We start from the raw sequence: 19,377 nt of genomic DNA, 5'->3' as shown, positions 1-19,377 counted from the left end.
AGGCTATCAGAAGCGGAATGTTGCTGTGGCAACGACCTGACGCTCTGCACCATAGAAGCAACCATAGGTTGCAAAACAGCTCGCTACATATTCACGGTCAAACAGGTTATTCACGTTTAAAGCAATGTTAGAACCGTTCATACCAAAACGACCCAAATCATATTTCACAACAGCATCCATCACCACTGCGCTACCGACTTTGAAGGTATTCGCTGGATCACCATAGCTTGAACCCAACAAACGCCCACCGGTTCCGAGTGTTAAACCACTGAGAGCCGTTTCATGGAATGTGTAATCACCCCACAGTGAAGCCATGTGTTTTGGCACCTGCTCTGGCGTATTCCCTTTCAGCGTAGTATCCGTGGTGTATTGCGCATCAGTGTAAGTATAAGACGCGGTCATGTTGATGTTGGCATTGACTGCGGCTTTAGCTTCAAGCTCTACACCACGTGAACGAATTTCACCGCCCTGAATGGAGGAGAACACGTGAGCCGGATCAGACATCAGGTTGTTGGTTTTGGTCAGTTGATAAAGCGCGCCAGTCACCACCACCGGCATATCATTTGGAACATACTTCACACCAGCTTCGTACTGGCGTCCTTTGGAAGGAGCGAAGGTATTGCCGCTGAAATCTGCACCTGCAGTCGGTTCGAAAGATTCGCTATAGCTGAAGTAAGGGCTGATGCCATTATCAAACAGGTAGTTCAAACCACCGCGCCATGTGAATTGGCTGTCGTCACGGCTAGTGTAGTTATTGGCTTGATAAGCTTTCGTTGATTGCTCAACCCAGTCGTAGCGACCACCGAGCGTCAGAACAAAGTTGTTCCACTCTGCTTGATCCTGAGCATAGAGGCCGGTCTGCTTTTGCTTGTTCTGCTGATAAGGTGCCGCGTCGCCAAAATCGAAATCTTGATAGACAGGGTTATACAAATCTAGCTGCGTCGCAGTACCAAAGGTCGCGTTAACGTCATTACGCATCTGCTGGAAATCAATACCAGTTAACAGGGTGTGATCGACAGAAGACGTGGCGAACTTGCTCTGCAATTGGGTATCAACTGCAAAGGTGTGAAGTTTTTCGTTATCAACCACCGTGCTGCGGTTCAGCGTGTGGTCATTAGGGGCGGTAGGACTGGTATCCAAACCTACACCGTAGACGCTTTTCTGCGATGTCTTGGATTCGACATAGCGCAAGTTCTGACGCACGGTAAAGGTGTCGTCAAAGGCGTGTTCGAAGCTGTAACCCACTAATTTGTGAGAGAGAGAATAGGTGTTGTTTGGAGCGCCTTCGTTAAAGCTCGTTGGCAGGTGGGAGCCATTTGGTAAAGGCTGGACCGTGCCTTCCTTCGGCAACCAACCGTAGTAGCCCGTCTCTGGAGTGTCCTGCAAATTGGCGAGGAAAGTGAAGTTGGTTTTATCGTCAGGACGCCAAGAGAAAGAAGGCGCAATGGCGTAACGTTTCTCTTTCGACATCTCTTGTTGAGCATCGTTAGAACGCGCGATACCCGTCAGGCGATAGGAATAAACACCGGCATCGTCAATTGCGTCGCTAAAGTCAAAACCGGTCTGATACAGATTATCATTACCCATTTTGAACTGAACTTCTTTCAGTGGCTCAGTGGTAGGACGCTTGCTGACCATTGAAATTATGCCGCCCGGACTGCTTTTCCCGTAAAGAACGGAAGTCGGCCCACGCATCAACTCAACGCGTTCCAGCATGTAAGGGTCGATGAGCACTTCGTTGTAGAAGTCGCCCTGCAATTTCAGCCCATCCAGATAGTTATTCTGGTTCACCGAACCGAAACCACGAATTTTCACTGCGTCGTAAGTATTTGATGCACCGCGAGTTGAGACAGTAATACCCGGCGTGTAGCCCAAGGCTTCTTTTACGGAAGCTGGCTGGTGAGTATCCATCTCTTCGCGCGTCACAACTGAAATTGACTGCGGGGTTTTAACAATCGGCGTGTCGGTTTTGGTGCCGGTGGCGCTGTGCTTGGCCGCGATGGTTGGCGACGGTCCCCAGGCTGATTCCGGTGCTACGTTAGCCGCGGCGTTGCCGGTAACCACGATAGTATCGCTTTTCGCCGGGGTGGTGCTGGTCTCAGCCGCGGTGGCTTGAAACGCTGTCGTTCCCAATGCGGCGGCGATAGTTAACGCCAAAGTTCCACGCTGAAAAGACCCTTTAGATGCAGTCAATGAAAGTGTGCGCTGATGTGCCATTTGCTGTTCTCTGGAGATGTTGAATGGGAATGTAAACGATAATTATTATTATGAACGTCGGATGATATGCGCAACCGATGTCCTTCTGCAAGCGCATTAAGACCGGACAAAGTGTGAACGAATAGAAAATAGCCCTATGTAAAATAAGGGTAAATGCGATGCAAAAACGTTCGAAATAGCATGTGAAGGCTTTGAAGAATAAATATTTTTAATGTTACCCAACGGTAAAAATTACCTGCTGAATGTATTGGTATATTTCAAACCGCTGAAAGCATCGTTTTTGAGTGATTAAGGCGTGGTTAATCGCGACTTCAGGACATAGAAATGGTTAAAAGGACTGAAGAGAGCAATAAAACAACGTTGAGCATCCTGTAAAAACAAAATACAGTACGGCCCTTCCCCCGCGTGACGCTGCGTTTTAGCAGACTCAATTGAGTTAAATCCGCACTGGAATAATTAAGGCTAATAGGGAAATTGCCGAGGCTGAAGATACACATACATCGACAATAAAAGCGGCATTTAATGCGGCGAACCAAATAGGCAATACATTATGCAATCCTCTGTTAACAAACAAGAAAGCCGGACGTTCCTCGGCCATCCTTACCCACTTCGATCCTTGTTCTTTACTGAAATGTGGGAGCGTTTCTCGTTCTATGGCATTCGCCCATTATTAATTCTGTTTATGTCTGCCGCCGTGTTCGACGGCGGTATGGGACTGGCGCGTGAGAATGCCTCGGCGATTGTCGGCATCTTCGCGGGCAGCATGTATTTGGCCGCTTTACCCGGCGGTTGGTTGGCAGATAACTGGCTGGGTCAGCAAAAAGCCGTGTGGTATGGCTCGATTCTGATTGCCTTGGGCCACCTTTCTATCGCCCTGTCGGCAGTGATGGGCGACAACCTGTTTTTCATCGGCCTGATGTTTATCGTGCTGGGCTCGGGGCTGTTCAAAACCTGTATCTCGGTGATGGTCGGTACTCTATATAAGAAGGGTGACACCCGCCGCGACGGTGGTTTCTCACTGTTCTATATGGGTATCAACATGGGGTCGTTTATCGCTCCGCTGATCTCAGGCTGGCTGGTTCGCGACCACGGCTGGCACTGGGGCTTCGGCATCGGTGGTATCGGGATGTTGGTAGCGCTGGTTATCTTCCGCGCCTTTGCCGTGCCTTCGATGAAGCGCTATGACAAAGAAGTCGGTCTGGACTCCACCTGGAACACGCCGGTTGCTAAGAAGAATGGCGTTGGCGCTTGGTTGCTGGCGTTGGCGGTCGGCGTGGCGGTGATTGTCACCCTCATCGCTCAAGGCATTATCGTTATTAACCCGTTGGCCGTCGCCAGCATGCTGGTTTACGTGATTGCCGCTTCGGTCACCCTGTACTTCATCTATCTGTTCGTGTTTGCCGGTTTGAGCCGCAAAGAGCGCGCGCGCCTGCTGGTCTGCTTTATTCTGTTGGTGTCGGCAGCCTTCTTCTGGTCCGCCTTCGAGCAGAAACCGACCTCGTTCAACCTGTTCGCCAATGACTATACCCAGCGAATGATTGGTGATTTCGAGATCCCTGCGGTGTGGTTCCAGTCGATCAACGCCCTGTTCATTATCTTGTTGGCACCGATTTTCAGCTGGGCTTGGCCTGCGCTGGCGCGTAAAAAGATCCACCTGAGCAGCATCACCAAGTTTGTAATCGGTATTCTGTTTGCTGCGGCGGGCTTCGGTCTGATGATGTTGGCGGCGCAAAACGTCCTGAGTAACGGCGGCGCGGGTGTTTCCCCGATGTGGCTGGTAGGCAGTATCTTGATGCTGACGCTGGGTGAGCTGTGCCTTAGCCCAATCGGGCTGGCGACCATGACCCTGCTGGCACCGGAGAGAATGCGCGGCCAGATGATGGGCCTGTGGTTCTGCGCCAGTGCGCTGGGCAATCTGGCAGCGGGCCTGATTGGTGGTCACGTGAAAGCTGACCAACTGGAAATGCTGCCAAACCTGTTCGCGCGCTGCTCCATCGCGCTGCTGATTTGTGCCGCGGTGCTGATCCTGCTGATTGTCCCTATCCGTCGCATGATGGAAAACCAGCAGAAACCGGCTGAAAATAGCTAATCCCCTCCCAATAAAAAAAGGGCGCGAACTGAGTCGCGCCCTTTTTATTTCAGCCTCTCATCCTACGGACTTGAGCCGAACATATCCTTAATCCAGCCTGCAACGCCTTTGCCATCTTCTTGTTGAGATTGCTGCTGTTGTTGCTGTTGCTGCTGTTCTTGCTGCTGCTGAATCGCAGCTTGCGACGCCTGACAGAGTTTGTCAGGGGAATCGGTCCATACCGGGATACTGCGCGCAACGCCGCCGGTCAGGCCACCGCTGTTACAGACGAAGTTTCCACTGCCGTCGATATTCATGGTGGTGATACCTTCCGGCACCTGCAAGGTCAGCGGCTGTGGCGTTTCGTTATCCAGATAGCGGCTATAGAGCACCAGCGCACCGGTAGAACCCCAAAGCTTAGACGGGCCGTTGTTGTCGCGGCCAACCCAGGTGATCGCCACCTGATTACCGTCGATACCCGCGAACCAGCTGTCACGCAGTTCGTTGGAGGTACCGGTTTTCGCCGCCAGATGCAGGTTCGGGAACTTGTTCGCCAAGGCGCGTGAAGTCCCCTCTGAAACCACCTGCTGCATCGCGTACATGGTCAGGTAAGAAGCCTGAGCTGGGATCACGCGAACCGCCTGTGGGAAGCTCTGATAGAGCACGGTGCCATCTTCAGCAATCACCGAACGCACGGCGGACAGTGGTGCTTTGTTGCCGCCGCTGGCAATGGTCTGGTACTCCTGCGCGACTTCCATCGGCGTCAGAGCAATGGCACCCAGCAGCATTGACGGTAACTGGTTGAGAGACTCTTTCGGAATACCCAAGTTAATCAGCTGCTTGGTGATGTTATCCAGACCGACAGCCATACCAAGGTTAACCGTTGGCACGTTCATTGAGCGCGCCAGCGCGTCTACCAGCAACACCTGTCCACGGAACTGATGGTCATCGTTCTTCGGCGACCATGTCTGCCCATTGGCCAGTTTCAGGGTCAGCGGCTGGTCAGCCAATACGGTATTCAAGCGGTATTTGTCCGGCTGCGACAAGGCAGTCAGATAGGTCGCAGGTTTAGCCAGAGAGCCGACCTGACGACGCGCCTGCATGGCACGGTTGAAGCCCGCGAACTGGGTTTCAGCGCCGCCGACCATGGCGCGCACTTCGCCGGTGTAACGGTCAACAATCACCATCGCGGTTTCAATGTCGTTCAGCCCGCTCTTCTTACGCAGTAAAGGAATGCCTTCTTCCACGGCTTTCTCGGCGGAATCCTGAGAAATCGGGTCGAGGGTGGTGAAGATTTTCACCCCGGACATATCCTGCACTTTGTCGCCAAGCTTGGCCTGCAACTCCTGACGGACCATCTGCATAAAGGCTGGCTGAGGAGAAATCACCCCGCCCTTCGGCTGAACGCCCAGAGGACGCGCGCTGAGCATGTCATACAGCTCTTGGTCGATAACCTTCTGATTAACCAGCAAACGCAGCACTAAGTTGCGGCGCTCAAGGGCCAGTTTCGGGTTACGCCACGGGTTGTACAGCGAGGCACCTTTCACCATGCCGACTAACAGCGCCTGCTGATCCAGACTCAGTTCGTCCACCGGACGGCCAAAGTAATAGAGGCTCGCCAGCGGGAAGCCGCGGATCTGATCCGAGCCGCTCTGGCCGAGATAGACTTCGTTCAGGTACAGCTCGAGAATGCGATCTTTGCTGTAGTTGGCGTCGACCAGAATCGCCATGTAGGCTTCGCGCGCTTTACGGCTCAGCGAGCGTTCGTTGGTCAGGAACAGGTTTTTCACCAACTGTTGAGTCAGCGTACTGCCGCCCTGCACCGCGTGTCCGGCAGTTAAGTTCGCCACCACCGCACGCCCAATCGCCCAGAAGTTAATGCCGTCGTGCTCATAGAAGTGACGGTCCTCGGTCGCCAGCAGCGTATCCACCAGCAGGTCCGGGAAACCGGAGCGCGGCACGAACAGGCGCTGTTCGCCGTTCGGGGATTGCAGCATAGTGATCAACCGCGGATCGAGGCGGAACAGCCCGAAGTCGCGGTTGTTGTCGAGGTTCTTAATCTCCGAAAGATGGTTATCTTCGAACATCAGGCGCGCGTTGATCTGGCCCTCTTTACCATCAGGGAAATCAAACGGACGGCGCAGCAAGTCAATGCTGTTGGCAGCCACGGTAAACTCGCCCGGACGGGTAATGCGCGTCACTTGGCGGTATTGCGTGCCTTCCAGCAGGTTAATCATCTCTTTTTTGCTGTACGGCATGTCCGGCTCAAGGTTCACCTGACGACCATACACCGCCGCTGGCAGCTGCCAGACTTTGCCATCGATACGGCCACGGATCTCAGTATTGAGATAGAAACCGTAAATCCCCATCAGGATGGCGAAGATGATAAATAGCTTAAACAGCAGCCAGAACCACCAGCGCTTTCTGCTGCGCGGCTTGCCACCTTTCCCTGACTTGGCCGCTTTGCGCGGCGCGGCTTTACGGCTCATGCGCGACTCCCGACGGGTGTCTTCTTCATCGTCATAGTCGTCATCCGTTTCGCGGTCTTCTTCATAGTCATCATCGAATTCTTCATAATCGTCATCCCTACGGCGACGTACCGGACGTGAGCGCGATGGCTTACGTCCTGCGGGTTTGCCTTTACGGCCAATCGGCTCGCGATCATCGCCAGACATGACAACTCTCCATAAAAACTGCTGTGTTCATAAATTGCGGCCTACTCTCTGCCTCGGTTGTGGCTATGACCAGAAGAAATCTCTGAAAAAAATCAGGTAATTTCGCGTCAATCGACATGGATTTTCTGATCATTGATATTTTTTGGTGCGTCGCGTGGGCATCTCAATTGCCGGATTATCCGGCCAAGGGTGCTTAGGGTAGCGACCTTTCATCTCTTTTTGTACTTCGCGATACGTCCCTTGCCAGAATGCCGCCAAGTCGGCAGTGATCTGCAACGGGCGCTGGGCGGGCGAAAGCAGCTCCAGCACCACGGCGACGCGGCCTTCGGCCAGCATCGGGCTGCGCTGTTCGCCAAACATTTCCTGCATCCGCACCGATAAAACAGGCGGCTGGTCAGCATAATAGCGGATTGGCAAACGGCTGCCAGTAGGAACGGTGTAATGGGTCGGCAGCGCGTTATCTAATCGCTGGCGCTGATGCCAATCCAGCAGCCGCAGCAGCGCGTCATGCAAATCTACCTGTTGCAGCATTTTGAGCGAGCGCACGCCGTTGAGCGACGGCGACAGCCACTGCTCGAGGCCGTCGAGCAGGCTTTGATCATCCATCGCGGGCCAGTCGGCTTCCGGCATCCATTTGGCGGCACAAGTCAGGCGCAGGCGCAGCTGCTCGGCGGCCACCGACCAATTGAGCGACGCCAAACCTTGCTGACGAACCCAGTCAATCAGCGCCTGTTGTAAATCGGCGTCATCCGGCTTGGCCTGCGGGTTGGCTTTCAGCACCAGCCGCCCCACCTGCCAGCGCCGCCACGCGCGCAGGGTGCCCTTCTCTTCATCCCACTCGACCGCGGTCTGCTCTTTGACAATCTGCGGCAGGCGCTCGGCCAACTGGTTGGCATCCAGCGTCACCGCCAGCAAAATTCGCGCATCTGGGCTGTTATTGCCCTGCAAAAGCTGCGGAGCCACCAGCCACGCGGCGCGGGTAAGTGCATCATCCTGCGGAAGAGAAGCGCCAAGGCCGTTGGCCAATAGATAGCGGCCATCGGCTCCCCGGCGCTGGGCAATGCGATCACTGAAGGCGGCGGCCAGCAGCCACGGAGCCAGCACCGCGTCTACCTGACCTTTTTTGGCAGACACTCGCTGAGCCAGCTGACCGGCCCGGCGCTGCCAGTTGCCCTGTGGGCGACTGAGCCAATAATCGATATCCGGCATGCCGCCGCGCGGAGGCTCTTCCAGCATGGCGGCCAACAGCGACGCCGTCGCTAAGGCATCAGCGCCCTGAGCGTCGGCGGCAATCAGCATCGCGGCAAGGCGCGGCTCGCAGCCGAGCTTGGCCATGCGCTGCCCCGTAGGCGTGAGTTTGCCCTGCTTGTCGGTCGCGCCAAGAGAATGCAGCAAGGTTTTGGCCGCCGCCAGCGCGGGTGCGGGCGGCGCATCAAGCCAAGAGAGTTGGTCAGGCTGCTGGCAGCCCCACTGCAAAAGTTCGAGCCAGAAACTGCTCAGGTCGCTTTGCAGAATTTCCGCCTCGCCCTGCGCACTGGCGCGCTCGGCCTGCTCTTTGGCGAACAGGTGCCAGCACAGCCCCGGCTCGAGACGCCCGGCGCGGCCCGCGCGCTGGGTCATCGAGGCTTGGCTAATACGCTGCGTCACCAGACGGGTCAGGCCGGAGCGCGGGTCAAACTGCGCGCTGCGTTCCAGCCCGCTGTCCACCACCAGCCGAATACCTTCAATCGTCAGACTGGTTTCAGCAATATTGGTCGCGAGAACGATTTTGCGGCGGCCCGCTGGCGCAGGCTGAATCGCCTTTTGCTGCTGCTCCAGCGTCAGCGCGCCATACAGCGGGCAGAGGTCGACATCTTCAGACACCTTGCCGCTCAGCAGGTTCTGCACCCGCGTGATTTCCGCCACGCCGGGCAGGAACAGCAGCATCGAGCCGCTGTTTTCACTCATCAGGCGGCTGACAATCCGCGCCACGCCTTCATCCAGACGTTCGTGGCTGGCGAGAGAAATATAGTTTCGGTCCACCGGGAAGCTGCGCCCCTCGGAGACAATCACCGGCGCGTCGGGCAGCAGCGGGGTGAGTCGCAGATTGTCGAGGGTGGCTGACATAATCAGCAGCTTGAGGTCATCGCGCAGGGCGTTTTGCAGGTCGAGCAGCAGCGCCAGCGCCAAATCGGCTTGCAGGCTGCGCTCGTGGAATTCGTCGAGGATAACCAGTGAGACGCCGCTCAGCTCGGGGTCGGCCTGCACCATGCGGGTCAGGATCCCCTCGGTGACCACTTCAAGGCGTGTCGCGGCGCTGGTTTTGCTTTCTGCGCGCATGCGATAGCCGACGGTCTGCCCCGGCGTTTCACCCAGCTGCTGGGCCAGTCGATAAGCCACATTCTTGGCCGCCAGCCGACGCGGCTCGAGCAGCAGAATTTTACCGGGCAGGTTGGCCTGTTGCAGCAGCTGTAGCGGCAGCCAGGTCGATTTACCCGCCCCCGTCGGGGCCAGCAGCAATACCTGCGGCGCGCTTTTTAGCGCGACTAATAAAGGTTCAAGTACGGCACTGACCGGCAAAGAAGATGACAATGAAAAGCCCCATATGATTTGATTTAAAGCGCCAGCATTGTAGCATCTGGGCCTGCTTCTGCCTTAAGGGAACCTGCAATGTCCGCTCAACGCCGTCTATTTTTTGCCTTATCACTGCCACCGAAATTACAAAAACAGGTGATTAAATGGCGTGCTGACAACTTCCCGGCCGAGACCGGACGCCCACTGACGGCGGCCAATTTGCATATCACTCTGGCGTTTTTAGGCGAAGTGAGCGAACAGAAAGAGGCAGCTTTGCGCGGCGTCGCCGGGCGAATCGATGCCAAAGCGTTCAGCGTGCAAATCGATGACGCAGGCCACTGGCCGGGCGCGGGCGTGGTGTGGCTCGGCACCCGCCGTGCTCCCCGCGCGCTGCTGCAACTGGCCGAGGTGCTGCGCTCCCACGCGGCGCGTAATGGCTGCTACCAAAGCGCGTTGCCGTTTCATCCGCATATCTCGCTGTTCCGCGCCGCCACTCGCCCGGTCGCTATTCCGCCCGCGACGCCCAACTGGACGCTGGACGCCACCGAGTTTGGCCTCTACCAGTCAATTTATGAGAGTGGCCGTACCCGGTACTCTCTGTTGCAAAGCTGGCCGCTCTCGCCCGCCGCGCCCAACGACTAATTTCAATCAGGAAATGTCATGCACTTCGACCCGCCACTTCAACCCGCAACCCTTATCAAACGTTACAAACGTTTTCTGGCTGACGTGGTTACGCCAGAAGGCCAAGAACTAACCCTGCACTGTGCCAATACCGGCGCGATGACCGGCTGCGCCACGCCGGGCGATACCGTCTGGTATTCCACCTCGGATAACCCGAAACGCAAATATGCCCACAGTTGGGAGCTGACACAGACGCAGCAAGGTCACTGGATTTGCGTCAACACCCTGCGGGCTAACCAGTTGGTGCGGGAAGCGCTAGATTTGGGCAGCATTCCAGAATTATCTGCTTACAGTAAGATTTCTAGCGAAGTTAAATACGGCGCCGAAAACAGCCGCATTGATTTTATGTTACAGGCGGATAACGGTTCTGACTGCTATATTGAAGTGAAATCTGTCACCTTGTTGCAACAAGGATGCGGCTTCTTCCCCGACGCAGTGACCCTGCGAGGTCAGAAGCATTTACGCGAGCTTCAAGCGATGGCAGAACAGGGACAGCGAGCAATTTTATTTTTCGCTGTATTGCATTCAGGCATTGAAAGCGTCTCTCCGGCACACCATATTGATCCGCGTTATGCAGCATTGTTGACGCAGGTACAGAAAAACGGTGTCGAAGTGATGTGTTACGGTGCAAAACTTTCTGCCGAGGGTATCCGCCTCACAGAACGTTTACCTCTGGCTACCCGCCAGTTTGTCGGATAACCCCTGTTATTAAAGCCATCGGCGGCTACAACGTGGGGCAGAGACTCTAAATTGTTCAATTTTTGAAGGATTAAGGAGTCGCGAATACGCTTTTCCTCACAGGTCTGTCAAGACCCTGCGATGATTAATTGCTTACCTCGTTGCCTTCTGGTATTTATAGCGGCCTGATTTTTTCCCCCTTTTGGGGATCGAAATACTCAACATCGTTGAATTACAGCAAGGCGGACAACGCAGCAGTAGCTTAAAGGATGAAGAGTATAGTGCGTTTTATGTAGGAGAAGCATCATGCAAGAAGGGCAAACCCGTAAGACATCGTCCTTGAGCATTCTCGCCATCGCTGGGGTAGAGCCATACCAAGAGAAGCCAGGCGAAGAGTACATGAACGTCGCTCAGCTGACCCACTTCAAGAAGATCCTTGAAGCGTGGCGCAATCAGCTCAGGGATGAAGTTGACCGTACCGTTTCGCACATGCAGGACGAAGCTGCAAACTTCCCAGACCCGGTGGACCGTGCCGCTCAGGAAGAAGAATTCAGCCTTGAACTGCGTAACCGCGACCGTGAACGTAAGCTGATCAAAAAAATTGAAAAAACGCTGAAAAAAGTGGAAGACGAGGATTTCGGATATTGCGATTCCTGTGGCGTTGAGATTGGTATTCGCCGTCTCGAAGCACGTCCTACCGCTGATTTGTGCATTGACTGTAAGACATTGGCTGAAATCCGCGAAAAGCAGATGGCTGGTTAAGTCTCGGGTCCCACGCGGTGCATTTCGCACCGCGTTCCCTTAACAACGCAGCACCCTCTTTCGTTTCAAACTTCTTATGTCAGATACTCACGCCGCGTCACCCTACATCGGCCGCTTTGCTCCCTCACCTTCTGGTGAACTCCACTTTGGTTCGTTGATTGCCGCCCTCGGCAGCTATTTGCACGCCCGTGCCGCGCAGGGCCAGTGGCTGGTGCGCATTGACGACCTCGACCCGCCGCGTGAAATCGCCGGTTCCGCCGACAGCATTCTTGCCACCCTTGAACGTTTTGGCCTGCACTGGGACGGCGAAGTGGTTTGGCAGTCGAAACGCCATGACGCCTACCGCGCCGCCTTAGACACCCTGCGCAACAATGGCCTGAGCTATTACTGCACCTGCACCCGCCAGCGAATCAGCCAGCTCGGCGGCACCTACGACGGCCACTGTCAGCATTTGGGCCTTGGGCCTGAGAATGCGGCGATTCGCCTGCGTCAGACGCGCCCGGTTTACGCCTTCGACGATGATTTTCAGGGCCAGTTGCACGCCAGCCAGAGCCTCGCCGAGGAGGATTTTATTATCCGCCGCCGCGACGGGCTGTTCGCCTACAACCTCGCCGTGGTGGTCGACGATCACTATCAGGGAGTGAATCACGTGGTGCGCGGGGCCGACTTAATTGAGCCAACGGTGCGGCAGATTTCGCTTTATCAGCATCTTGGCTACCCGCAGCCGGGATATTTGCATTTGCCGCTGGCGGTCAATGAGAGTGGCGATAAGCTGTCCAAACAAAATCACGCGCCGGGCCTGCCGCAAGGTGACCCGCGCCCCGTGTTGTTGAAAGCGTTACAATTTTTAGGTCAAACCTTGCCGGAAAACTGGCAGGATTTAACATTGGATTTATTATTACGCTGGGCGATTGAACATTGGTCCCCTGCGATGATGCCGCGTCAGCATGCGAAAGCGCCGTCAGATTTGACTTCGGCATTCTCAAAGTAGCCAGTGTGAGCTATGATTAGCCGCTGTTTTTGCGTCGCGTCATTTTTATCAGTCACTATCGAGGTGTCCCATTTTTACCCGAGTAGCCAATTTTTGCCGTAAGGTGCTAGTTCGTGAAGACAAAGTCATCCGTGAAGAAAACACGGTGCCTGAACCAGCCCCTCTTCGTGAAGATAAAGACCGCCGCGACACAACCTCCGTGGACTCTGCTTCCGTTGCCGACGGCAACCCAAGAACGCCGTCATCCCCACGCCGCGAACGCAGCGGCAATCGCGATAACCGTAATCGCCGGGATGACTACGGCAATCGTGGCGATCGACGCGGCAATAACTCTGCGCAAGGCGCGAGACAGCCATCCCGCTCTGCCCCTCGTCAGAACGAAAACCAAGACAATCGCCGTTCAGCCAGCGACGCGCCACGCGGCGATCGCCCATTTGTTGAACGCTACGTGACCGAAGAGCCGGCCAAAAGAGCCCGCGTCTCCTTTGATTACGAAGGCGAAACGCGCGCCATGACCATTATTCCACGCGATGAGCACAACATTTCTCGTCGTGATATCAGCGAAAACGCCCTTAAAGTGCTGTATCGCTTAAATAAATCCGGTTACGAAGCCTATCTGGTTGGCGGCGGCGTGCGCGATTTATTGCTGGAAAAGAAACCGAAAGACTTTGACATCACCACCAACGCCACGCCTGAACAGGTGCGCAAACTGTTCCGCAACTGCCGTCTGGTGGGACGCCGCTTCCGTCTGGCGCACGTGATGTTTGGGCCGGAAATCATCGAGGTCGCCACCTTCCGTGGTCACCACGAGCAGCAAGAAGAAGTCGAAGACAAAAACTCTTCCCAGCAGGCCGTCAACGGCATGCTGCTGCGCGACAACATCTTCGGCACCATCGAAGATGACGCCCAGCGCCGCGACTTCACCATCAACAGCCTGTATTACGGCGTGGCCGACTTCACCGTGCGTGATTACACCGGTGGCCTGCGTGACCTTGAAAACGGCATTATCCGCCTGATTGGTGACCCAGAGACGCGCTACCGCGAAGACCCGGTGCGTATGCTGCGCGCCGTGCGTTTCGCCGCCAAGCTGGACATGAAAATCAGCCCGGAGACCGCGCAGCCGATCCCTCGTCTGGCGACGCTGTTGCAGGAAATTCCTCCGGCGCGCCTGTTCGAAGAGTCTTTAAAACTGCTGCAAGCGGGCAACGGCTACCAGACCTACCTGAAACTGCGTGAATATCACCTGTTCCAGCCGCTGTTCCCACTAATTGCTCGCCAGTTCACTGAAGACGGCGACAGCCCTATGGAGCGCATTCTGGTTCAGGTGCTGAAAAACACCGACTTCCGTCTGCAAAACGATCAGCGCGTTAACCCTGCGTTCCTGTTCGCCGCGATGCTGTGGTATCCGGTGATTGAGCACGCGCAGAAGCTGGCGCAAGAAGGCGGATTGACCTATTACGACGCCTTCTCGCTGGCGATGAACGACGTGCTCGACGAGCAGTGCCGTACCTTGGCGATTCCAAAACGTATTACTACGCTGGTGCGTGATATCTGGGCGCTGCAACTGCGTCTGTCTCGCCGTCAGGGTAAACGTGCTCACAAGCTGATGGAGCATCCGAAGTTCCGCGCCGCTTTCGACCTGCTGGCGCTGCGCGCCGAAGTCGAGCAGCATCGCGAACTGCAAAGCCTGACCGAATGGTGGGGTGAGTTCCAGGAAGCCACACCAGCCTCGCAGAAAAACATGCTGGGTACGCTGGGTGATGACGCCGCACCGCGCAGAAGCCGTCCGCGTCGTCCGCGCAAACGGGCTCCGCGCAAGGATAACGCGCAATGATTCGGGTCTACATTGCGCTCGGCAGTAATCTTGCCAAGCCTGTAGACCAGGTTAACTGTGCGCTGGAAGCTCTGGCGCACATGCCCCGCACCAAGCTGGTGGTCTGCTCGGCGTTCTATCGCAGCAAGCCTCTCGGTCCGCAAAATCAGCCTGATTTCCTCAATGCCGTGGTGGCACTGGATACCGAACTGCCGCCGGAAGAGCTGCTCGACTGCACTCAGGCCATTGAGCAGAATCAGGGACGAGTGCGCAAGCTGGAACGTTGGGGGCCGCGCACGCTGGATTTAGACATGCTGCTGTATGGCGATCGGGTGATTAACACTGAGCGTCTGACCGTGCCGCATTACGACATGAAAAACCGTGAGTTTATGCTCTATCCGCTGGCAGAAATCGCGCCAGAGCTGGTTTTCCCTGACGGCGAATCTCTGCAAACCGTTCTGACCCACGTCCCGCTGAACGGACTGGAACGCTGGTAATTCGCGGCCAGTCCCTCTGGCCGTTGTTCATCTAATAGCGACTTCTAGGCCACCCTGCTGGCGATTGCGATAACTCACCTGCAAGCCGTGCAACTGGGCGATACGCTGCACAATCGACACACCCAGCCCGCTGCCCGTCTGCTGCTGACCCGGCGGCCGATAGAACCTCTCCCCTAGCCTTGCCAGATGTGCATCATCAATGCCCGGCCCCTGATCCTCAACCCGAATCCCCTGCTTATCCAGCCACACCGTCACGGTCGACCCGCGCGGAGAGTAGCGCACCGCGTTATCAATCAGGTTGCGCAGCATCAGCGACAGCAGCAGCGGCTGGCCCTGAATCACCGGAGGTTCGCCCTGCGGCTCAAAGCGCAGCGCAATGCCGCGCGCGTGGGCGGCGGCGTCCTGCTCGCCAATCATCTGCATCAGCAGCCTGCTCCAGCTAATGGGCTCAAGCTCCTCCAGCCCGTCGAAGGACTCCAGCCGCGACAACGTCAGAAGTTGATCCACCAGCCGCGTGGCGCGATCTATGCTGGTAGTGAGGTTTTCCAGCGCATGTTCGCGCGCGCTGGCGTCATTGCCGGAAAGCTGCACCACTTCGGTTTGAACGCGCAGCGCGGCCAGCGGGCTGCGCAGCTCATGGGCGGCATCTGAGGTGAAGCGGCGCTCGCGCACCAGCAGCTCACCGGTGCGGCCAAACAGCGAGTTAAGAGAAGTCACCAGCGGTAAAACTTCAGAAGGAACCTGCTGAGTGGAGAGTGGCGCGGTGTCGTCCGGCGCACGACGATGAAGATCGTCCGCCACCCGGCGCAGCGGTCTTAGCTCGCGGGTGATCAGCAGGATCATCGCCAGCAGCAAGATGGGCAGGCTCGCCAGCCACGGCATCAGCTGCCCGCTGACCAGAGTCCACGCCAGATCGTTGCGATAATCATATTCTTGCCCGACCACTACACGGAATTTCCCGTCGGCGGTGGTCAGCCACAGCAGCCGCCACTCGTCATCGTCGCCTGTGAGCTGGCCGTCGACGAACCCCTGCGTGCTGCCGTCGAAGCGAATATGCTTGCCGTTCTCGCCGTCGTTGAGCAGCATCTTGCCCTGACGATCAAAAATGGCGAAGGTCAGCGCGTCATCGTCGGTATGGCCGCGATTGCCTTTATGCAGGATTTTCTTGGTTTCCGGCAGGCGCTCGTCGTGCTCCACCGCCATCATCTCCGCCAACCCCGCCCCTGCCAGCCGTTTGGCAAACAGGATCTGTTGAGTATCAAAGACTTCATTGATGTTGTGACGGGTCTGCTGCCAAGCAAAAACCGAGGCGACCAGCCAAGTCACCAGCGCCAGAATGCCAAACAGTAAAATCAGCCGCAGCCGCAAACTAAGACGCGCAAGCCGCATTCTCACTGGCTCTCCTCCGTGGCATCGCCCAAGGTGTAACCCACGCCGTGTACGGTGCGGATAAAGCCGTTGCCGAGTTTCTTCCGTAAGTGGTGAATATGTACTTCCACCGCGTTACTGCTGACCTCGTCGTCCCAGCTGTAGAGCTTTTCTTGAATCAGCGGGCGAGGCAGCACTCGGCCTTTGTTGTTGAGAAACAGCTCCATGACGCTGATTTCGCGCTGAGTCAGCACCACGGCTTCGCCATTTAGCGTCGCGCTGCGGGCGGCGGGGTTGAAGTGTAAGTTGCCGTGGGTGATGGTCGGGGTTATGTGCCCGTGGCGACGGCGGATCAGTGCCTGAAGCCGCGCTGCGACCTCCACCAGCGCGAAAGGTTTGCACAGGTAGTCATCGGCTCCGGCCTGAAGGCCACTCACCCGCTGCTCTAAGGCGTCGCGCGCGGTGAGGATCAGCACCGGCGTGTCTTTACCGTCGCGCCGCCACTCGCGCAGCAGCTGCATGCCGTCGATGCCCGGCAGGCTTAAATCTAGGATCACTGCGTCATAAGGCGCGCTGTCGAGCGCGGCTCTGCCCATTTCACCGTCGGTAAACCAGTCCAGCGTAAACCCCAGCTTGCCCAGCCCGGCCTTGATGCCGTCGCCAATCATGCTGTCGTCTTCAATCAGTAAAATGCGCATCGCTCTTCCTTAATGTTTGCCTGAAATCTCCACTGTTTGATTATACGTCAACCATCTTAAGCGGTTCTTAAGATGTTCCGTGCCCTGAGCAGGAACTTCACTACCTGCTTATTCGGTCATACAGTAGAATGTCAGCAAGATATTCACCGAATGAATTATTCACAGGAAGATCTCATGAAAGCTACAACCCTCAGCCAGTTACGCCAGTGGAAGCAAGAGAAGCATAAGTTTGCGACCATTACCGCCTACGATGCCAGCTTCGCGCAGCTGTTCGCCGAGCAGGGTATCCCCGTGATGCTGATTGGTGACTCCCTCGGCATGGTGGTGCAAGGCCATGACTCCACCCTGCCGGTTACCGTGGAAGAGATTGCCTATCACACGCGCTGCGTGCGTCGCGGTGCTCCCAAGGCGCTGCTGCTGTCTGACCTGCCTTTTATGAGCTATGCCACCCCAGAGCAGACTTTCGCCAGCGCGGCCGTGCTGATGCGCGCCGGAGCCAATATGGTGAAGTTAGAAGGCGGAAGCTGGCTGTGTGACACCGTAAAAATGCTCACCGAGCGCGCGGTGCCGGTTTGTGGTCATCTGGGGTTAACACCGCAGTCGGTCAACGTGTTCGGCGGCTATAAAGTTCAAGGCCGTGACGAAGTGGCGGCTAACCAGCTGGTGAAAGATGCGCTGGCGCTCGAAGAAGCCGGAGCACAGTTGCTGGTGCTGGAGTGCGTGCCGGTGGATCTGGCGAAGCGCGTGACCGAAGAGCTTTCCATTCCGGTGATTGGCATCGGCGCGGGCAACGTGACGGACGGCCAGATTCTGGTGATGCACGACGCCTTTGGCATCACCGGCGGCCACACGCCGAAGTTCGCTAAAGACTTCCTCACCGAGGCTGGCGACATTCGCGGCGCGGTGCGCCTGTATGTTGAACAAGTTGCTCAGGGTGTCTATCCGGGCGAAGAACACAGTTTTAAATAAGAAGGGTTATCGACGTGCTGATTATTGAAAATGTGCCGCTGCTGCGCCGTGAAATTCGTTTTTACCGCCAGAACAACAAACGTATCGCACTGGTTCCCACCATGGGTAACCTGCACGAAGGTCACATGACCTTGGTGGAAGAAGCCAAAGCCCGTGGCGACGTGGTGGTGGTAAGTATCTTTGTTAACCCAATGCAGTTCGAGCGCCCTGACGATTTGGAGCGCTACCCGCGCACCTTGCAGGAAGACTGCGAGAAGCTGAACAAACGCGGCGTGGACTTGGTTTTCGCGCCGTCGCCAGCGGATATCTATCCAAAAGGCTTGGCTACCCAGACGCAGGTCGACGTGCCGGTTATCTCCACTATTTTGGAAGGCGCGAGCCGTCCGGGGCATTTCCGCGGCGTGTCGACCATCGTCAGCAAGCTGTTCAATCTGGTGCAGCCTGACGTCGCCTGCTTCGGCCAAAAAGACTTCCAGCAGCTGGCGCTGATCCGCACGCTGGTGGAAGACATGGGTTATGACATCGAGATTATCGGTGTGCCGACCGTGCGCGCCAAAGACGGTTTGGCACTGAGTTCGCGCAATGGTTATCTTACTAACGACGAGCGTAAAACCGCGCCTCAGCTGGCGAAAATCATGAACAAGCTGGCAGAGCGCCTGAGCCAAGGCGAGCGCCACGTGGAAGAGATGCTGGAAGAGACCGCGCAGCAGCTTCGCGACGCAGGCTTCACGCCTGACGAGCTGTTTATTCGCGACGCCAAGACCCTGCAAGAGCTGAATGTAGATAGCACCTCAGCGGTGATTTTGATGGCGGCGTGGCTGGGTAAAGCGCGACTGATTGATAATCAGCAGGTTGATTTGACGCAGTAGACAACGGGTAACAAATCGGCAAAGATGTGGTCGATCTGGGTATCGGATTTTTAGTATTTCATCAATTTGTTACCCCCAGCTTTCACGCGGTCGCAGCGACGCCACGGCGTGAAAGGCAAAGGGTAAATGAAGGGTCACCTAAATGGTACGTACTATGCTCCAAGGCAAACTGCATCGGGTTCGCGTGACTCAGGCAGATTTGCATTACGAAGGCTCCTGCGCCATCGATCAAGACTTCCTCGACGCGTCAGGCATTCTGGAATACGAAGCCATCGACATTTATAACGTTGATAACGGTCAGCGTTTCTCTACCTACGCTATCGCCGCCGAGCGCGGCTCGCGGATCATTTCGGTGAATGGTGCAGCAGCGCACCGCGCCAGCGTCGGCGACCTGCTGATCATCTGTTCTTACGTGCAGATGTCAGACGCCGAAGCCCGCAAGCACCAGCCGAAAGTCGCCTATTTCGAAGGTGAAAACCAAATGAAACGCATCGCCAAAGCGGTACCTGTTCAAGTGGCGTAACCTTGATTCAGGCAT

General features: G+C 56.2%; 15 protein-coding genes. 10 read left to right on the top strand and 5 right to left on the bottom strand.

Translation table 11 applies throughout. The features are described 5' to 3' along the window. Nucleotides 1–6 precede the first annotated feature (6 nt). Nucleotides 7–2,217: a ferrichrome porin FhuA gene (fhuA, locus tag GEAM_RS01665; RefSeq protein WP_034787393.1), complete on the bottom strand. Its 2,211-nt coding sequence runs from the start codon at nt 2,215–2,217 to the stop codon at nt 7–9. A gap of 550 nt (nt 2,218–2,767) precedes the next feature. On the opposite strand from fhuA, the gene GEAM_RS01660 reads away from it, so the two are divergent. Further along, nucleotides 2,768–4,306 (top strand): peptide MFS transporter, encoded by a 1,539-nt coding sequence (locus GEAM_RS01660; RefSeq protein ID WP_034787391.1) that lies wholly within the window; start codon nt 2,768–2,770, stop codon nt 4,304–4,306. A gap of 62 nt (nt 4,307–4,368) precedes the next feature. Here GEAM_RS01660 and mrcB read toward each other — a convergent pair whose 3' ends face one another. After that, a complete protein-coding gene (mrcB, locus tag GEAM_RS01655; RefSeq protein WP_034787389.1) occupies nt 4,369–6,960 on the bottom strand; it encodes a bifunctional glycosyl transferase/transpeptidase in 2,592 nt (863 codons plus the stop codon). 129 nt (nt 6,961–7,089) lie between these two features. Continuing rightward, nucleotides 7,090–9,531 carry an ATP-dependent helicase HrpB gene (gene hrpB, locus GEAM_RS01650; protein ID WP_244956675.1) on the bottom strand — a complete coding sequence of 814 codons (2,442 nt, stop codon included), beginning with the start codon at nt 9,529–9,531 and terminating at the stop codon, nt 7,090–7,092. A 78-nt stretch (nt 9,532–9,609) separates the two neighbouring features. Here hrpB and thpR point away from each other — a divergent pair, with 78 nt between their 5' ends. The 6 genes from thpR (at nt 9,610) to folK (ending at nt 14,935) form a co-directional block, all read left to right on the top strand. Further along, nucleotides 9,610–10,155 carry an RNA 2',3'-cyclic phosphodiesterase gene (gene thpR, locus GEAM_RS01645; protein ID WP_034787387.1) on the top strand — a complete coding sequence of 182 codons (546 nt, stop codon included), beginning with the start codon at nt 9,610–9,612 and terminating at the stop codon, nt 10,153–10,155. 18 nt (nt 10,156–10,173) lie between these two features. Next, nucleotides 10,174–10,893 (top strand): DNA/RNA nuclease SfsA, encoded by a 720-nt coding sequence (gene sfsA, locus GEAM_RS01640; protein WP_034787385.1) that lies wholly within the window; start codon nt 10,174–10,176, stop codon nt 10,891–10,893. A 285-nt stretch (nt 10,894–11,178) separates the two neighbouring features. Continuing rightward, the gene (dksA, locus tag GEAM_RS01635; RefSeq protein ID WP_034787382.1) at nt 11,179–11,634 is read left to right on the top strand and encodes an RNA polymerase-binding protein DksA; all 456 of its coding nucleotides are present in this window, start codon (nt 11,179–11,181) and stop codon (nt 11,632–11,634) included. 76 nt (nt 11,635–11,710) lie between these two features. Continuing rightward, nucleotides 11,711–12,625: a tRNA glutamyl-Q(34) synthetase GluQRS gene (gluQRS, locus tag GEAM_RS01630; protein ID WP_034787380.1), complete on the top strand. Its 915-nt coding sequence runs from the start codon at nt 11,711–11,713 to the stop codon at nt 12,623–12,625. 511 nt (nt 12,626–13,136) lie between these two features. Then, complete coding sequence (gene pcnB, locus GEAM_RS01625) at nt 13,137–14,459, top strand: polynucleotide adenylyltransferase PcnB (protein ID WP_210435867.1); 1,323 nt, start codon at nt 13,137–13,139, stop codon at nt 14,457–14,459. Further along, the gene (gene folK / locus GEAM_RS01620) at nt 14,456–14,935 is read left to right on the top strand and encodes a 2-amino-4-hydroxy-6-hydroxymethyldihydropteridine diphosphokinase (RefSeq protein WP_034787378.1); all 480 of its coding nucleotides are present in this window, start codon (nt 14,456–14,458) and stop codon (nt 14,933–14,935) included. Before pcnB ends, folK begins: the two co-directional genes overlap by 4 nt. Before the next feature lie 27 nt (nt 14,936–14,962). Here folK and qseC read toward each other — a convergent pair whose 3' ends face one another. Both qseC and qseB read right to left on the bottom strand, forming a co-directional pair. Further along, nucleotides 14,963–16,324: a quorum sensing histidine kinase QseC gene (qseC, locus tag GEAM_RS01615; protein ID WP_034787375.1), complete on the bottom strand. Its 1,362-nt coding sequence runs from the start codon at nt 16,322–16,324 to the stop codon at nt 14,963–14,965. Between the two features lie 2 nt (nt 16,325–16,326). After that, nucleotides 16,327–17,001 carry a quorum sensing response regulator transcription factor QseB gene (gene qseB / locus GEAM_RS01610; protein ID WP_034787373.1) on the bottom strand — a complete coding sequence of 225 codons (675 nt, stop codon included), beginning with the start codon at nt 16,999–17,001 and terminating at the stop codon, nt 16,327–16,329. A gap of 174 nt (nt 17,002–17,175) precedes the next feature. On the opposite strand from qseB, the gene panB reads away from it, so the two are divergent. The 3 genes from panB to panD all read left to right on the top strand — a co-directional run bounded on the left by panB (nt 17,176) and on the right by panD (nt 19,362). After that, nucleotides 17,176–17,970 (top strand): 3-methyl-2-oxobutanoate hydroxymethyltransferase, encoded by a 795-nt coding sequence (gene panB, locus GEAM_RS01605; RefSeq protein ID WP_034787371.1) that lies wholly within the window; start codon nt 17,176–17,178, stop codon nt 17,968–17,970. Between the two features lie 14 nt (nt 17,971–17,984). Then, nucleotides 17,985–18,839, top strand: coding sequence for a pantoate--beta-alanine ligase (gene panC, locus GEAM_RS01600; RefSeq protein WP_034787369.1), 855 nt, complete (start codon nt 17,985–17,987; stop codon nt 18,837–18,839). Between the two features lie 142 nt (nt 18,840–18,981). Then, nucleotides 18,982–19,362 carry an aspartate 1-decarboxylase gene (gene panD, locus GEAM_RS01595; protein WP_034787367.1) on the top strand — a complete coding sequence of 127 codons (381 nt, stop codon included), beginning with the start codon at nt 18,982–18,984 and terminating at the stop codon, nt 19,360–19,362. Nucleotides 19,363–19,377: the final 15 nt, after the last annotated feature.

The organism is Ewingella americana ATCC 33852, from assembly GCF_000735345.1.
GTDB classification, from domain to species: domain Bacteria; phylum Pseudomonadota; class Gammaproteobacteria; order Enterobacterales; family Enterobacteriaceae; genus Ewingella; species Ewingella americana.
Note: the sequence above shows the minus strand (reverse complement) of the source record. Positions and strands in the feature narration are given on the sequence as shown.

Excerpts from the sequence above, each read along its gene's own strand:
- fhuA (WP_034787393.1), bottom strand. The coding sequence starts at position 2,217 with ATGGCACATCAGCGCACACTTTCATTGACTGCATCTAAAGGGTCTTTT.
- GEAM_RS01660 (WP_034787391.1), top strand. The coding sequence starts at position 2,768 with ATGCAATCCTCTGTTAACAAACAAGAAAGCCGGACGTTCCTCGGCCAT.
- mrcB (WP_034787389.1), bottom strand. The coding sequence starts at position 6,960 with ATGTCTGGCGATGATCGCGAGCCGATTGGCCGTAAAGGCAAACCCGCA.
- thpR (WP_034787387.1), top strand. The coding sequence starts at position 9,610 with ATGTCCGCTCAACGCCGTCTATTTTTTGCCTTATCACTGCCACCGAAA.
- sfsA (WP_034787385.1), top strand. The coding sequence starts at position 10,174 with ATGCACTTCGACCCGCCACTTCAACCCGCAACCCTTATCAAACGTTAC.
- dksA (WP_034787382.1), top strand. The coding sequence starts at position 11,179 with ATGCAAGAAGGGCAAACCCGTAAGACATCGTCCTTGAGCATTCTCGCC.
- gluQRS (WP_034787380.1), top strand. The coding sequence starts at position 11,711 with ATGTCAGATACTCACGCCGCGTCACCCTACATCGGCCGCTTTGCTCCC.
- pcnB (WP_210435867.1), top strand. The coding sequence starts at position 13,137 with ATGACCATTATTCCACGCGATGAGCACAACATTTCTCGTCGTGATATC.
- folK (WP_034787378.1), top strand. The coding sequence starts at position 14,456 with ATGATTCGGGTCTACATTGCGCTCGGCAGTAATCTTGCCAAGCCTGTA.
- qseC (WP_034787375.1), bottom strand. The coding sequence starts at position 16,324 with ATGCGGCTTGCGCGTCTTAGTTTGCGGCTGCGGCTGATTTTACTGTTT.
- qseB (WP_034787373.1), bottom strand. The coding sequence starts at position 17,001 with ATGCGCATTTTACTGATTGAAGACGACAGCATGATTGGCGACGGCATC.
- panB (WP_034787371.1), top strand. The coding sequence starts at position 17,176 with ATGAAAGCTACAACCCTCAGCCAGTTACGCCAGTGGAAGCAAGAGAAG.
- panD (WP_034787367.1), top strand. The coding sequence starts at position 18,982 with ATGGTACGTACTATGCTCCAAGGCAAACTGCATCGGGTTCGCGTGACT.